10 protein-coding genes are annotated in these 14,101 nt (G+C 70.9%); all 10 read left to right on the top strand.

Translation table 11 applies throughout. From position 1 onward, the window contains the following. Positions 1–25 precede the first annotated feature (25 nt). The 10 genes from RYJ27_RS11580 (at position 26) to tuf (ending at position 14,087) form a co-directional block, all read left to right on the top strand. Positions 26–991 (top strand): AAA family ATPase, encoded by a 966-nt coding sequence (locus tag RYJ27_RS11580; RefSeq protein WP_330170448.1) that lies wholly within the window; start codon positions 26–28, stop codon positions 989–991. Next, the gene (locus RYJ27_RS11575; protein ID WP_330170447.1) at positions 988–2,331 is read left to right on the top strand and encodes a DUF58 domain-containing protein; all 1,344 of its coding nucleotides are present in this window, start codon (positions 988–990) and stop codon (positions 2,329–2,331) included. Before RYJ27_RS11580 ends, RYJ27_RS11575 begins: the two co-directional genes overlap by 4 nt. Continuing rightward, positions 2,328–4,805, top strand: coding sequence for a transglutaminase-like domain-containing protein (locus RYJ27_RS11570; protein ID WP_330170446.1), 2,478 nt, complete (start codon positions 2,328–2,330; stop codon positions 4,803–4,805). Before RYJ27_RS11575 ends, RYJ27_RS11570 begins: the two co-directional genes overlap by 4 nt. After that, on the top strand, positions 4,802–6,247 hold the full coding sequence (locus tag RYJ27_RS11565; protein WP_330170445.1) for a DUF5684 domain-containing protein: 1,446 nt from the start codon (positions 4,802–4,804) through the stop codon (positions 6,245–6,247). Before RYJ27_RS11570 ends, RYJ27_RS11565 begins: the two co-directional genes overlap by 4 nt. A 56-nt stretch (positions 6,248–6,303) precedes the next feature. Beyond that, complete coding sequence (locus RYJ27_RS11560) at positions 6,304–6,654, top strand: hypothetical protein (RefSeq protein ID WP_330170444.1); 351 nt, start codon at positions 6,304–6,306, stop codon at positions 6,652–6,654. Between the two features lie 107 nt (positions 6,655–6,761). After that, on the top strand, positions 6,762–9,410 hold the full coding sequence (locus tag RYJ27_RS11555) for a S8 family serine peptidase (protein ID WP_330170443.1): 2,649 nt from the start codon (positions 6,762–6,764) through the stop codon (positions 9,408–9,410). A gap of 312 nt (positions 9,411–9,722) precedes the next feature. Further along, positions 9,723–10,091, top strand: a complete 369-nt coding sequence (gene rpsL / locus RYJ27_RS11550) for a 30S ribosomal protein S12 (protein ID WP_292812855.1) — start codon at positions 9,723–9,725, stop codon at positions 10,089–10,091. Positions 10,092–10,096: 5 nt separating this feature from the next. Then, positions 10,097–10,567: a 30S ribosomal protein S7 gene (rpsG, locus tag RYJ27_RS11545; RefSeq protein WP_100809897.1), complete on the top strand. Its 471-nt coding sequence runs from the start codon at positions 10,097–10,099 to the stop codon at positions 10,565–10,567. Positions 10,568–10,653: 86 nt separating this feature from the next. Continuing rightward, positions 10,654–12,768 carry an elongation factor G gene (gene fusA, locus RYJ27_RS11540; RefSeq protein ID WP_330170442.1) on the top strand — a complete coding sequence of 705 codons (2,115 nt, stop codon included), beginning with the start codon at positions 10,654–10,656 and terminating at the stop codon, positions 12,766–12,768. A 125-nt stretch (positions 12,769–12,893) separates the two neighbouring features. Next, positions 12,894–14,087: an elongation factor Tu gene (gene tuf / locus RYJ27_RS11535; protein ID WP_330170441.1), complete on the top strand. Its 1,194-nt coding sequence runs from the start codon at positions 12,894–12,896 to the stop codon at positions 14,085–14,087. Positions 14,088–14,101: the final 14 nt, after the last annotated feature.

The raw sequence follows: 14,101 nt of genomic DNA, 5'->3' as shown, positions 1-14,101 counted from the left end.
CCGACGACCCGAAGGACACTCCACGATGACCCTCGCACAGGAGCAGGCGACCTGGTTCGCCCAGACCTTCGACCAGCTCACCGACAACGTCGAGCGTGCGGTGCTCGGCAAGCGCCACGTGATCGAGCTCGTCCTGACCGCGATGCTCAGCGACGGTCATGTGCTGCTCGAAGACGTTCCGGGAACGGGGAAGACCTCGCTGGCGCGGGCGCTGGCGCAGACGGTGCAGGGCACGAACACGCGCATCCAGTTCACGCCGGACCTCCTCCCGGGCGACATCACGGGCATCACCGTCTACGACCAGAAGAACGGATCGTTCGAGTTCCACGCGGGCCCCGTCTTCGCGAACATCGTCCTCGCCGACGAGATCAACCGGGCCAGCCCGAAGACGCAGTCCGCCCTGCTCGAGGTCATGGAGGAGGGGAGGGTGACCGTCGACGGGGTCAGCCGGCCCGTGGGCGTGCCGTTCCTTGTGATCGCGACCCAGAACCCGGTGGAGCAGGCGGGCACCTACCGCCTCCCCGAGGCGCAGCTCGACCGCTTCCTCCTCCGCACGTCCCTCGGCTATCCCGACCACGCCGCGACGGTCCGGATCCTCGACGGAGCGGCCGTGCCGACCGCCGAGCTCTCACCCGTCATCGCGCCCCAGGCGCTCGTGGGCATGCAGGATCTCGCGCGGGAGGTCTACGTCAGCGCGCTCGTCCTCGACTACGTCGCGCGGCTCGTGGACGCCACGCGCAACGCGGACCAGGTGCGGCTCGGGGTGAGCATCCGCGGTGCATTGGCCCTCACCCATGCCTCGAAGGCCCGTGCGGCCTCGCGCGGACGCACGTACGCGACCCCCGACGACGTCAAGGCGCTCGCGGTCGCGGTGCTCTCCCACCGACTCATCCTCCATCCCGAGGCCGAGTTCGACGGGGTAACCCCCGAGGCGATCGTCGGGCAGGTACTGCTCGACGTGCCGCCCCCCACGCAGCGGGAACCGATATGAGCAGCACCGAGCCGGGGCGCACGGGGACCGCGTCGGCGTCGCATACCCGCCTGACCACCGCGGCGCGGAGCGGGCGCACCGTCGCGCTCGTCGCGGGGGCGGCCCGGGTATGGCGTGCCGCGCGGGAGCGGGGGATGACGCTGGCCGAGCGCGCGGCGGAATCCGTGACTCCCGCCGGCTGGCTCGTGATCGCCGCCGGCAGCGCCGGCCTCGTGACCGGCGCGATCCTCGGGTGGGTGGAATGGATCGTGGCCGGGATCGCCTCGGCGGTGATGCTGGCCCTCGCGCTTCCGTTCCTCTTCGGCGCGCGGGCCTACGACGTGGAGGTCTTCCTCGATCACGAACGCGTCGTCGCGGGAGGGGTCGTCGGGGGCGAGATCCGCATCCGGAACCGCGGCCGGTCGACACAGCTGCCGGGACGCCTGGACCTTCCGGTCGGCGACGGTCTCGTCGAGCTGGGGGTGCCCCTCCTGCGCGCCGACCACGTCGTCGCGCAGCCGTTGACCCTCCCGGCCGAGCGCCGCGGGATCATCACGGTCGGCCCGCCGACCACGGTGCGCAGCGACCCCATCGGGCTGGTCCGGCGGGAGCACGCCTGGGACGACGTGCACCGCCTCTACGTCCACCCCCGCACGGTCTCGGTGCCCTCGACGAGCGCGGGGCTCATCCGAGATCTCGAAGGCAATCCGACGCGGCGCCTGGTCGAGGCCGACATGTCGTTCCACGCGATCCGCGAGTACGCCCCGGGTGACACGCGACGCCAGATCCACTGGAAGTCCACCGCGAAGACCGGACAGCTCATGGTCCGCCAGTTCGAGGAGTCCCGACGCTCGCGGATGGCTATCGTGCTCGGCCTGGCCGCCGCCGAGTTCGCCGACGCGGACGAGTTCGAGCTCGCCGTCAGCGCGGCGGCGTCGCTGGGCACGCGTGCCATCCGCGACGGCCGCGACCTCGACGTCGTGATCGGTGCCGAGATCCCGCGCGCCGTGCGCGGAAGGCTTCAGGCGGTGAGGGACCTGACTGCGGCATCCCCCCGCGCGCTCCTCGACGGCTTCTGCGCCGTGCGCACGCTCGAGGAGACGATGCCCGTAGAAGGCGTGTGCCGGCTGACGGCCGAGACGAAGACGACGCTGTCGATCGCGATCATCGTGTGCGGTTCGCAGGTGACCCCGTCGCGTCTGCGGCGCGCGGCGCTGGCCTTCCCCGCCGACACGGCGGTGCTCGTGATCCGGTGCGACGAGCGGGCGCATCCGCGCGTGCAGACACCCGGCGGCATGGGCGTCCTCACCATCGGGGTGCTCGACGACCTCGCGAGCCTGATGCTGAGGGGTGCGGCATGAACCGGACCGTCGCACGCCCGCGGATCGTCGCGGGGTCGCTCTACGTCGCGGTGCTCACCGTACTCGCGGCGGTCGCCGCATGGCCCGTGTACCGCAGCCCCGCGTTCCTCCTGCTCGTCGGGGTGGCATCCGCCACGGGCGCCGCGATCGCCATCGGCGCATGGGCCGCGCGATGGCCCGGGTGGCTCACGACGCTCGCGACGGGCACTGCGGTCCTCGTGCTCGGCGTTCCGCTGGCCGTGCCGTCCCGCCTGGGCTCTCCGGCGGACTGGGGCCTAGGCCTGCGGGACGTCTTGACGGGGACGGTCACGGCCTGGAAGGACCTGCTGACGGTCGAGCTGCCGGCGGGGCAGTACCGCAACCTGCTCGTGCCCGCCCTGATCGTCTTCCTCGTGGGCGTCTGCGCCGCGCTGCTCTTCGCCTGGCGCCGCGCCCCGGCATCCGCCTTCGCCGTCGTCATCGGGTTGGCGATGGTCTCCTTCGGTCTGCTGTTCGGGCGCACGGTCTCGAGCGCGCCGTGGGAGTGGGGGCCGATCACCCTGGCCGCGCCGCGCGAGACGGTGGTGGGGGCGGCGGGCCTCATCGCCAGCCTGTTGTGGCTGGCGTGGCAGCACTACGACGAGCGGGCGCGCGCGCTGCGTCGTGCGGCAGCGGGCAGCGGGGTGCGCCTCACTCGGTCGCGATCGGCCTCCGACACCCGGCGAATGGGGCTCGGCGCCGTGATGATCGTGGGCTCCGTGATCGTCGCGGCCGCGGTCACGCCCGCGCTCGCCGCGGGGGCGGAGCGGACGGTCCTCCGCTCCGGCGTCGGGCCCGACCTGGCGCTGTCCCGGGCGATCAGCCCGCTCGCGGAGTATCGGGCGTTCTTCGCGGACTCCGCATACGACGAGGAGCTGTTCACGGTCGCCGCTCTTCGGGGGGAGCCGGAGAGGGTGCGCATCGCGACCCTCTCCCACTACGACGGCGTGCAGTACACGAGCGCAGGGACGGAGGCGTCCGCGGCCTTCGTGCGGGTCCCCGACCGCGTGGACGCCGGCGCCGGGGAGGCCGTCGCCGCGCAGGTGCGGATCGACGGCCTCGAGGGGATCTGGCTGCCGACGATCGGACGGACCTCCGCCGTGGCGTTCGACGGCCCGCGCGCCACGGCGCTCGGCGACGGCTTCTACTACAGCCCCGGCGCCTCATCCGCCGTGCAGGTGGCGGGCGGCTCGCTCGAGCCGGGAGACGCCTACCGGATCGACTCCATCGTTCCCGCGACGCCCCCGCTCGCGCACGCGGTCTCCCCGGGCCTGGCGCCCTCGGTGGCGGCGCCGGAATCCCTGATCAGGTGGATGCAGCAGCACGTCGAGGGGGAGGGCGGGGCCGCTCTGGTCGCCCTCGTCGATCTGTTGCGCGAGCGCGGCTACCTCAGCCACTCCGTCGCGATCGACGCCGCGGTGCCCCCCGCGTGGCTCTCCGAGCTGGGCGGAGCCTCGTTCCTCCCCAGCGCGGCGGGCCACTCCCTGAGCAGGATCGACGCGCTCTTCCGGGCCCTGCTGCAGAGGGAGGGCGCCGCCTCGCGGCCTGGGGAGTCCCTCGTGGCCGCCGTCGGCGACGACGAGCAGTTCGCGGTCGCCGTGGCGCTCATGGCCGGAGAACTGGGGTTCCCCGCCCGGATCGTCGTGGGGACGCACCTGAGCGATCCCGGCGACGGGACGCCCTTCTGCGAAGGCGGCGTCTGCCGCGGGTCTGACCTGAGGGCGTGGGTCGAGGTGCAAGCGTCCGATGCGACGTGGATCCCGGTCGATGTCACGCCGCAGCACCGGGTCGAGCCGACCGCCGATCTGAGCAGACAGCGCGACCCCGAGAACCCGACGGTGGTGCTGCCGGAGACGCCCGAAGAGGTCGCACCCCCCGACGCGGGGCTGACCGACACCGTGGTCCGCGACCCCGACGCCGACGATGCGGGGGTCGATCTGACGCTGCTGTGGGGCGTCGTGCGGACCGCTGCGATCGGGCTGCTGCTCGTGCTGCTCGTCGCCGGGCCGTTCCTCCTCGTCGCACTCGCGAAGGTCCTGAGGAGACGGGGACGACGGCGGGCGCCGCCCGGCGCGGCGATCGTGGCGGGCTGGGACGAGTTCGTCGATTCCGCCGTGGACGCGGGACTTCCCGCGCCGGGGCGCCGCACCCGGGCCGAGACGGCGGAGCTCTACGCGACGGCGGGTTCCCCCACCCTCGCGGAGCGGGCCGATCGCGCGGTGTTCTCGGATGGGCGGACCACGCCTGACGAGGCGGCGCGCTTCTGGGACATCGTGGATGCCGAGCGTCACGCCTTCGCCGCCGAAGCCACTCTGTGGCGAAGGCTCCGTGCAGTCGTATCGTTGAGGTCGTTCGCTCGCGCGGTCGCTCCGGTGGAACCGGTCGCGCGTTCCCGCGACGGCCGCCGACAGGGGAGGAGGACGCGGCACCCTCACGGGGGCACGCGCACATCATGAACGATTCCGCAGCACTCCTGCTGATCCTCGGCTGGCTGGGCGCCGGCATCCTCGTCTACGTGTGGTCGAGCCTCGCGCTGCAGGCGGTGTTCGCGAAGGTGGGCGAGGACCCCTGGACGGCGTGGGTGCCTCTGCTCAACGTCGCCGTCGTTCTGCAGGTCGGCGGCTTCTCGGGATGGTTCGCCCTGCTCGCCCTCGTGCCCGTCCTCGGCCAGGTTCCGTTCCTGGTCGTCCTCGCGATGGCTCTCTGGCGGGTGAACCGGTCGTTCGGGTTCGGCGCCGGCATGACCGTGCTCGGCGTCCTCGCCTTCCCGGTCTGGGCGACCGTCGTCGGATGGGGCCCGGCGCGGTGGCTGGGGGACGAGCCCGGCGTCGAGAGCGGTCCCCTGCGGCACGCCAACCCCGGCCTGGACCTCGAGGGGAGGGTGGCGCCCGCGTACACGGGTCCCGCATCCGCGAGCAGCGCTTCCGTCTTCGGTCGTCACGGACCGGCCGGGGGCCCCGAACTGCCGCCCCGGCCGCCGGCGCCGACCGTATCGGGCTATCCCTCGGTCGTTCCCCCGGTTCCGCCGCTTCCCGACCGGGCGCCACCGCTCGAGCCGTCGGAGCCCGCCCACGCCTTCCGCTCGACCATGCGCCGCGCGCAGGCCGACGCCGCCGCGGCGGCCGAGGAGACGGGCTCCGGATTCACCGGACGAGCACCGTTCACGCAGACGTTCCCCGCTCAGGGTCCGGCCGTGCCGCCGGCGCTTCCGCCCGCCGCCCCGATCCGCGCCGTCCCCGGCGGCGACGGCGATGCGCGCCCCGCCGTCGCGGCACCGCAGGCACCGCCCGTGCGGGAGGTGCCACAGCCCCCTCCGTCGACGAGCGGTGACCGGTGGTCGCCCCTCGCGGCGCCCATCGCCGCGACGCAGGGCCCGGACGCGGCGGAGTTCGGCGCGTCCTCCGACACCGACTCCCACAGCTCCGCCGAGGTGTCGGCCGTGCAGGGCGCGCCCGTCCTGAGCGGGCCGCGCGCCGCGCGCGCATCCGTCTCGGCGCAGCACGCGGCGCCCGAGATCCCCGACGACTCCGTCTTCGACGAGACGGTCGTCGCGTCGCGGCGCCGCGCGGTGTGGAGCCTCCTCACGCCGCAGGGCGCCCCCGTCCGCCTCACGTCCGAGCTGGTCGTCCTCGGCCGCCGCCCCCAGGAGGACCCCGATCACCCCGGCGCACAGCTGGTTCCGCTGGCAGACGAGACCCGGACCGTGTCGAAGACGCACGCGCGCCTCGAACTGCACGGCGATGTCTGGTCGATCACGGACCTCTACTCGACGAACGGAGTGATCCTCCTCGCTCAGGACGGGGACGAGGTCGAGGTCCCTCCGGGTGAGTCGCAGGAGGTCACCCACCGCTTCCTGCTCGGCGATGCCGAGTTCGGGCTCCGACGCGAAGGACTGTGACGCGGGTGCGGGCGCCCGGCGAGCCTGATGCGGACGAGGCGGACGAGGCCGAGTCGATGTCGGACACGATCCGTTCGCGGGCGCGGGGCATCCCGGGGGGCGGTGTCCGCCCCCGCGCCGACGGCGCGGGGGACGGCCGTCGCGCACGCGTGCCGGTGGCGGGGGCCGTCGAGCCGGTCGCCGACCTCCCTCGTTCCCCCGCCGCTGCGGCGTTCGAGGGGCGCCCGGAGGGGATGACGGGGCGGTGGCCCACCGGTCGCGCACGCCAGGAGCCGGTGGATGCGATCGCCATCGCCCGCGCCGTGCGGGTGCGCGGTCGCCGGCGGCTCGTGCGGCTGGGGCTCGGCATGTCGGGCATCGTCCTGGTGAGCGCGGGCCTTCTCGCGCTGCTCCTGGTCGGAGGGTGAAGAAAGGGTGAGCGTCACCCCCCGAGTGGGCGGAGGCTGGAGCCCGCGCCCTAGCGTGTGTTGGCGTGGGTGCACGCATGATTGGGCGCCGGTGGGCGGGATGGTCGATGTTGGCGATCGCCGCGGTGGCGGTTCCCGCCGTCGTGGGGGTCGGTGTCGTGGCTCCAGCGGCCGCTGAGGAGGACGCCGCATCCGTGCCGCAGACGCTCACGCTCGCGGAGCAGATCGTGCGGGAGGCGCGCGAGGTCGGGAGCGACCCGCAGCTGCTTGCCGCGGGACTGGGAATGCCCGCGTCCGGACCCGGGAGCCTGCAGTGGGACGAGGAAGGCCGCCTCGCCATCACCGTCCAGTACGACGCTGTTCCCACCGCGGCCCAGCGTGATGCCCTCGCCGCCGTGGCGCGGATAGAGCGCACCTTCGCCTTCGCGGCATCCATTGCGGCGTATGCCGCGCCCGAAGCCCTCGAGGCCATCGCCGCCCAATCCGGGGTGCGGGGGATCACCGTCGATCTGCGCCCCCTCGCGGGATCCGTCCTCGGCCAGGGCCCGCGTCCCGCGGCGCCCGAGGTCAATCCGGACTCCTGCCGGGCGATCCCGAGCGAGTCCGATGCCCCGCTCTCCGCCGACCTCGCCCGATCGCTCTTCGAGGTCGACGGGTCGGGTGTGAGCGTCGGCATCATCTCCGACTCGTACGGAGCCAGGGACGAGCCGACGTCGCCCGAGGACGACGTGCTCCTCGGCATGCTGCCCGGCGCGGGAAATCCGTGCGGCTACGAGGAAGACGTCGAGGTGCTCGGCGACGCCGAGGGCAGTGACGAGGGGCGGGCCATGGCGCAGCTCGTCCACGGGATCGCGCCGGGGGCGCGGCTCATGTTCGCCGCGGCCGGCACGAGCGAGCTGACGATGGCCCAGGCGATCCTCGACCTCGCGGACGCGGGCGCCGACATCATCGTCGACGACATCTCGTTCTACGGCGAGCCGGTCTTCCAGCCGGGCACACTGTCGTGGGCCATCGACCGGGTCCAGCAGCAGGGCGTGCACTATCTCACCTCCGTCGGCAACGCCACCGCCGTCGGCGCCGAAGGGACCGCGAGCGAGGGTCTGCCGATCAGCGGCTGGCGCACCGAGGCCTATCGCGGCATGGAGTGCCCCGACTGGGTGGAGGTCGAGGGTGCGGAGGTCGTCGACTGCCTGGACTTCGACCCCGGGATGGGAGAGGACGCCGGCGACAGGGTCGTCTTCTCGGACGGGGCCAGCCCCTCGGTCGTGCTCGGGTGGGGCGAGGTCATCTACGAGGTCGAGAACGATCTCGTGCTGCAGCTCTACACCGACGACGCCGAGCCGGAGTTCGTGGCGGAGTCGACGCTCCTGAACACCTTCGTGCCCACGTCGTGGCTCTCGGTCTCCGCTCCGCTGGAGGGCGGTTCGTACCAGTTCGTCCTGGCCCGCACGCGCACGGACGGCGCGACGCCGGAGGTGTGGTTCGGCGTGATCGGCGGGGCGGAGCGCATGCTGGAGCGGGAGTACGACCGCAGCGATGGCCCCGACACCGTGGGGCCTGTGGCCTACGGGCATGAGGCCGACGGCTACGCGACCGCGGTCGGCGCGGCGTACTGGGAGACGCCGCAGCGACCCGAGGTGTTCAGCTCCCTCGGCCCCGGGCGCCTCCTGTTCGAGCTCGTCGACCCCATGGTGGTCGCCCCGTCGGCTCCTCTTCCCGAACCGGCGATGGTGCCCGGACCGGTGTTCACGGCGGTGGACGGCGCGCGCACGAGCTTCTTCGGATCGCCGGACGTCGGCCCCGACGGCCCCGAGTACCGCTTCTTCGGCACCTCCGCCGCCGCTCCTGCCGCGGCCGCCGTCTTCGCGCTCGCGCGGGAGTACGCCCCGGGCGCCTCGGCCGCCGACCTGGATGAGCTCGCCGCACGGACGGCGCGCGAGATGGAGAACCCGCTCGAGGATGCCGGCGTGGCGTACGAGGACATCGTCGGTGCGGGGCTGCTGGATGCGGCGGCCATCCTGTCGTACCTGCCCGCCGGCGCCGTCGACGGGCTCACGGCGCAGGCCGGGTCGGATGCCATCGACCTCGAGTGGGAGCCGGTGCCCGGCGCGACGGACATCGTCGTCACGCTGCGCGGGACCGATCCCGACGTGGCCGACGACTGGACACTGGAGGGCGACGAGACCTCTCTGCGGATCGAGGGGCTCCCCGCCGAGTCGACGTTCGCGGTCGAGGTGGCCGCTCGCAACGCCGACGGGATCGCCGGCCCTGCGGCATCCCTCTCGGTCGCCACGGGTCGGCCCGCCGCTCCGCAGACGCCGTCTGTCGGCCCTGCGGCGGACGCGCTCACGTCCGCCACCGAGGGCGGCCTCGTCGCGACGCCCGCCGTCGCGGAGGCCGGTGGCACGCTGACCCTGTCGGGGCTGCCCGCGCATACGTGGCTCGGGGCCTGGTTCTTCTCCGAGCCGGTGTGGGGCGGCTGGCTCTGGACGAACGCCGAGGGCGGAGCATCGGTACGCGTGCCGACGTCGCTCGCGCCCGGGACGCACCGGCTCGCGCTGACGAACGCGGACGGGACGGTGCGGGCGTGGGTGGCCTTCGAAGTCGCGGGGTCTCCGGCTCCCGCGGGGCCGGCGTCGCTGGCGAACTCGGGCGGCGAGGGCACGGCCCCCGGCCTGCTGTCGCTGGGCGCGCTTCTGGCCGGGGCGGGGCTGCTGCTCGCCGCGGCGGGCGCGTGGCGGCGCGCGCCTCGCTGACCGGATGCCGTGAGTGTGCCCGTCGGCGCGGCATCCGTTTGACCGCCCTCGCCCCCCGCGCGTATCATTGATCGGGTGTGCGCCCATGCGCGCCCTGCGACGTGCCGTGAGCGTGTCCCGGGGTGGGCGGAAGCCGCATCTCATCTCAGGGAACGACCTGCGAACAGGTCACCCCCACGGCATACCCCCTCGATCGCGACAGCCCTCTGGCGCGGGAGCGGGTCTACGTGACCCGGGCCGGCCGGACCGATATCCGGATGCCCGGGAGAGAACACGAACGCTGTCACCGTGCAGCATGAAGGAGAACAACCAGTGCCAACCATTCAGCAGTTGGTCCGGAAGGGTCGCTCGCCGAAGGTCACCAAGACCAAGGCTCCCGCCCTGAAGGCCAACCCGCAGCAGCGCGGCGTGTGCACCCGTGTGTACACCACGACGCCCAAGAAGCCGAACTCGGCGATGCGCAAGGTCGCCCGTGTCAAGCTCTCGAACGGCACCGAGGTCACCGCCTACATCCCCGGCGAGGGCCACAACCTGCAGGAGCACTCGATGGTGCTCGTGCGTGGCGGTCGTGTGAAGGACCTGCCCGGCGTGCGTTACAAGATCGTCCGTGGCGCCCTGGACACCCAGGCCGTGAAGAACCGTAAGCAGGCTCGCAGCCGCTACGGCGCGAAGAAGGGCTGAGAACCATGCCTCGTAAGGGTCCTGCCCCGAAGCGCCCCGTCGTCAACGACCCGGTCTACGGCGCCCCCATCGTCACCCAGCTCGTCAACAAGATCCTCGTCGACGGCAAGAAGTCCCTCGCCGAGTCGATCGTCTACAACGCCCTCGCGGGCGTCGAGGCGAAGAACAGCCAGGACGCGGTCGCGACGCTCAAGAAGGCGCTCGACAACGTCCGCCCCACCCTCGAGGTCCGCAGCCGCCGCGTCGGCGGCTCGACCTACCAGGTGCCGGTCGAGGTCAAGCCGCACCGCGCGAACACCCTCGCGCTGCGCTGGCTGGTCAGCTACGCGAAGGGTCGTCGTGAGAAGACGATGACCGAGCGTCTGCAGAACGAGATCCTCGACGCCTCGAACGGCCTGGGTGCCGCGGTCAAGCGCCGCGAAGACACCCACAAGATGGCCGAGTCGAACCGCGCCTTCGCGCACTACCGCTGGTAATCAGCATCCACTCCGCCGGCCGGGACCACCGGTTCCGGCCGGCGGAACCCGCGACATCCCGTCACCTCACGTAAGGAAACGCACCCGTGGCACAAGACGTGCTCACCGACCTCAACAAGGTCCGCAACATCGGCATCATGGCCCACATCGATGCTGGCAAGACGACGACCACCGAGCGCATCCTGTTCTACACGGGCGTCAACCACAAGATCGGCGAAACGCACGACGGCGCGGCGACGACCGACTGGATGGAGCAGGAGCAGGAGCGTGGCATCACGATCACCTCTGCGGCGGTCACGTGCTTCTGGGAGAAGAACCAGATCAACATCATCGACACCCCCGGACACGTGGACTTCACGGTCGAGGTGGAGCGTTCGCTCCGCGTTCTCGACGGTGCTGTCGCCGTCTTCGATGGCAAGGAGGGTGTCGAGCCCCAGTCCGAGACCGTGTGGCGTCAGGCCGACAAGTACGACGTGCCCCGCATCTGCTTCGTCAACAAGATGGACAAGCTCGGCGCCGACTTCTACTTCACGGTCGACACGATCATCAACCGGCTGAAGGCCAAGCCGCTCGTGCTGCAGATCCCGATCGGCGCCGAGAACGACTTCGTCGGCGTCGTCGACCTGGTCTACATGCGTGCGCTGGTATGGCCCGGCGATGCCAAGGGTGACGTCACCATGGGCGCCAAGTACGAGATCCAGGAGATCCCGGCCGACCTCGCCGACAAGGCCGCCGAGTACCGCGAGAAGCTTCTCGAGACGGTCGCCGAGTCCGACGAGGTGCTGCTCGAGAAGTACTTCGGCGGCGAAGAGCTCACCACCGACGAGATCAAGGGCGCCATCCGCAAGATGACGATCGCGTCCGAGGTCTACCCGGTGCTCTGCGGTTCCGCGTTCAAGAACCGCGGCGTCCAGCCCATGCTCGACGCGGTCGTCGACTACCTCCCCTCGCCCCTCGACGTCCCCGCCATCGAGGCGCGCGACCCGAAGGACGAAGAGAAGATCATCGAGCGTCACGCCGACAGCAAGGAGCCGTTCGCGGCCCTGGCGTTCAAGATCGTCACGCACCCGTTCTTCGGTCGCCTGACCTACATCCGCGTCTACTCGGGTCACCTCGACTCGGGCGCCCAGGTGGTCAACGCCACCAAGGGCAAGAAGGAGCGCATCGGGAAGATCTTCCAGATGCACGCCAACAAGGAGATGCCGGTCGACTCGGTCACCGCGGGTCACATCTACGCCGTGATCGGTCTCAAGGACACGACGACGGGCGACACGCTCTCGGACGCGAACCACCAGGTCGTGCTCGAGTCGATGACGTTCCCCGAGCCGGTCATCGAGGTCGCCATCGAGCCGAAGACCAAGGCCGACCAGGAGAAGCTCGGCACCGCGATCCAGAAGCTCGCCGAAGAGGACCCGACGTTCCGCGTCGAGCAGAACGCCGAGACGGGCCAGACGGTCATCAAGGGCATGGGCGAGCTGCACCTCGACATCCTCGTCGACCGCATGAAGCGCGAGTTCAAGGTCGAGGCCAACGTCGGAAAGCCGCAGGTGGCGTACCGCGAGACGATCAAGAAGGCCGTCGAGCGTCACGACTACACCCACAAGAAGCAGACCGGTGGTTCGGGTCAGTTCGCGAAGATCCAGTTCGCGCTCGAGCCGCTCGAAGTCACGGCCGAGACCACGTACGAGTTCGTCAACAAGGTCTCGGGCGGACGAATCCCGCGCGAGTACATCGCGCCGGTCGATCAGGGCTTCCAGGACGCCATGAACGTCGGCGTTCTCGCCGGCTACCCCATGGTGGGTGTCAAGGCGATCCTGCTCGATGGTGCGTCGCACGATGTCGACTCGTCTGAAATGGCGTTCAAGATCGCCGGTTCGATGGGCTTCAAGGAGGCCGTCCGCAAGGCGAGTCCGGTCATCCTCGAACCGATCATGTCGGTCGAGGTGCGTACTCCCGAGGAGTACATGGGCGACGTCATCGGTGACCTCAACAGCCGCCGCGGACAGATCCAGTCGATGGAGGATGCTGCGGGCGTCAAGGTCGTGCGGGCGAACGTCCCGCTGTCCGAGATGTTCGGCTACATCGGCGACCTGCGCTCGAAGACTTCCGGCCGCGCCGTCTACTCCATGGAGTTCGACAGCTACGCCGAGGTCCCGCGCGCCGTGGCCGACGAGATCGTCCAGAAGAACAAGGGCGAGTAACCCGCGTCGGATGCCTCGGCATTCGGTTTCTACAACTTCATAACTAGACTGAGAACCATCCCCGTAGAGAGCCGGTCGCAATCCAGCGACCGGGGCTTCTACACGACAGTCCTGAGGAGGACCCAGTGGCTAAGGCCAAGTTCGAGCGGACCAAGCCGCACGTGAACATCGGAACGATCGGTCACGTCGACCACGGCAAGACCACGCTCACCGCCGCGATCTCGAAGGTGCTCGCCGACAAGTACCCGTCGGCCACCAACGTTCAGCGCGACTTCGCGTCGATCGACTCGGCTCCCGAGGAGCGTCAGCGCGGCATCACGATCAACATCTCGCACGTCGAGTACGAGACCCCCAAGCGTCACTACGCGCACGTCGACGCCCCGGGTCACGCCGACTACATCAAGAACATGATCACCGGTGCTGCCCAGATGGACGGCGCGATCCTCGTGGTCGCCGCCACCGACGGCCCGATGGCCCAGACGCGTGAGCACGTTCTGCTCGCCAAGCAGGTCGGCGTGCCCTACCTCATGGTCGCGCTGAACAAGGCCGACATGGTCGACGACGAGGAGATCCTGGAGCTCGTCGAGCTCGAGGTCCGCGAGCTGCTGTCGAGCCAGGGCTTCCCCGGCGACGACGCTCCGGTCGTCCGCGTCTCGGGCCTGAAGGCTCTCGAGGGCGACGAGAAGTGGGTCCAGTCGATCCTCGACCTGATGGACGCCGCCGACGAGTCGATCCCCGACCCCGTGCGTGACAAGGACAAGCCGTTCCTCATGCCGATCGAGGACGTCTTCACGATCACCGGTCGTGGCACGGTCGTGACGGGTCGCGCCGAGCGCGGCACGCTGGGCATCAACTCCGAGGTCGAGATCGTCGGCATCCGCCCGACGCAGAAGACGACGGTCACGGGTATCGAGATGTTCCACAAGCAGCTCGACGAGGCCTGGGCCGGCGAGAACTGCGGTCTGCTCCTGCGTGGTCTCAAGCGCGACGACGTCGAGCGCGGCCAGGTCGTCGTGAAGCCGGGTTCGGTCACGCCCCACACCAACTTCGAGGGCACGGCGTACATCCTGTCCAAGGAGGAGGGTGGCCGTCACAACCCCTTCTACACGAACTACCGCCCGCAGTTCTACTTCCGCACCACGGACGTCACCGGCGTCATCTCGCTGCCCGAGGGCACCGAGATGGTCATGCCCGGCGACACCACGGACATGACGGTGGAGCTGATCCAGCCCATCGCCATGGAAGAGGGCCTCGGCTTCGCGATCCGTGAGGGTGGCCGCACCGTCGGCGCCGGAACGGTGACCAAGATCATCAAGTGATCTGATTCACGCCG

The sequence above is a fragment of the Microbacterium limosum genome (genome assembly GCF_036324365.1).
Lineage (GTDB): Bacteria > Actinomycetota > Actinomycetes > Actinomycetales > Microbacteriaceae > Microbacterium > Microbacterium limosum.
This window is presented reverse-complemented; position numbering and strand designations above follow the sequence as displayed.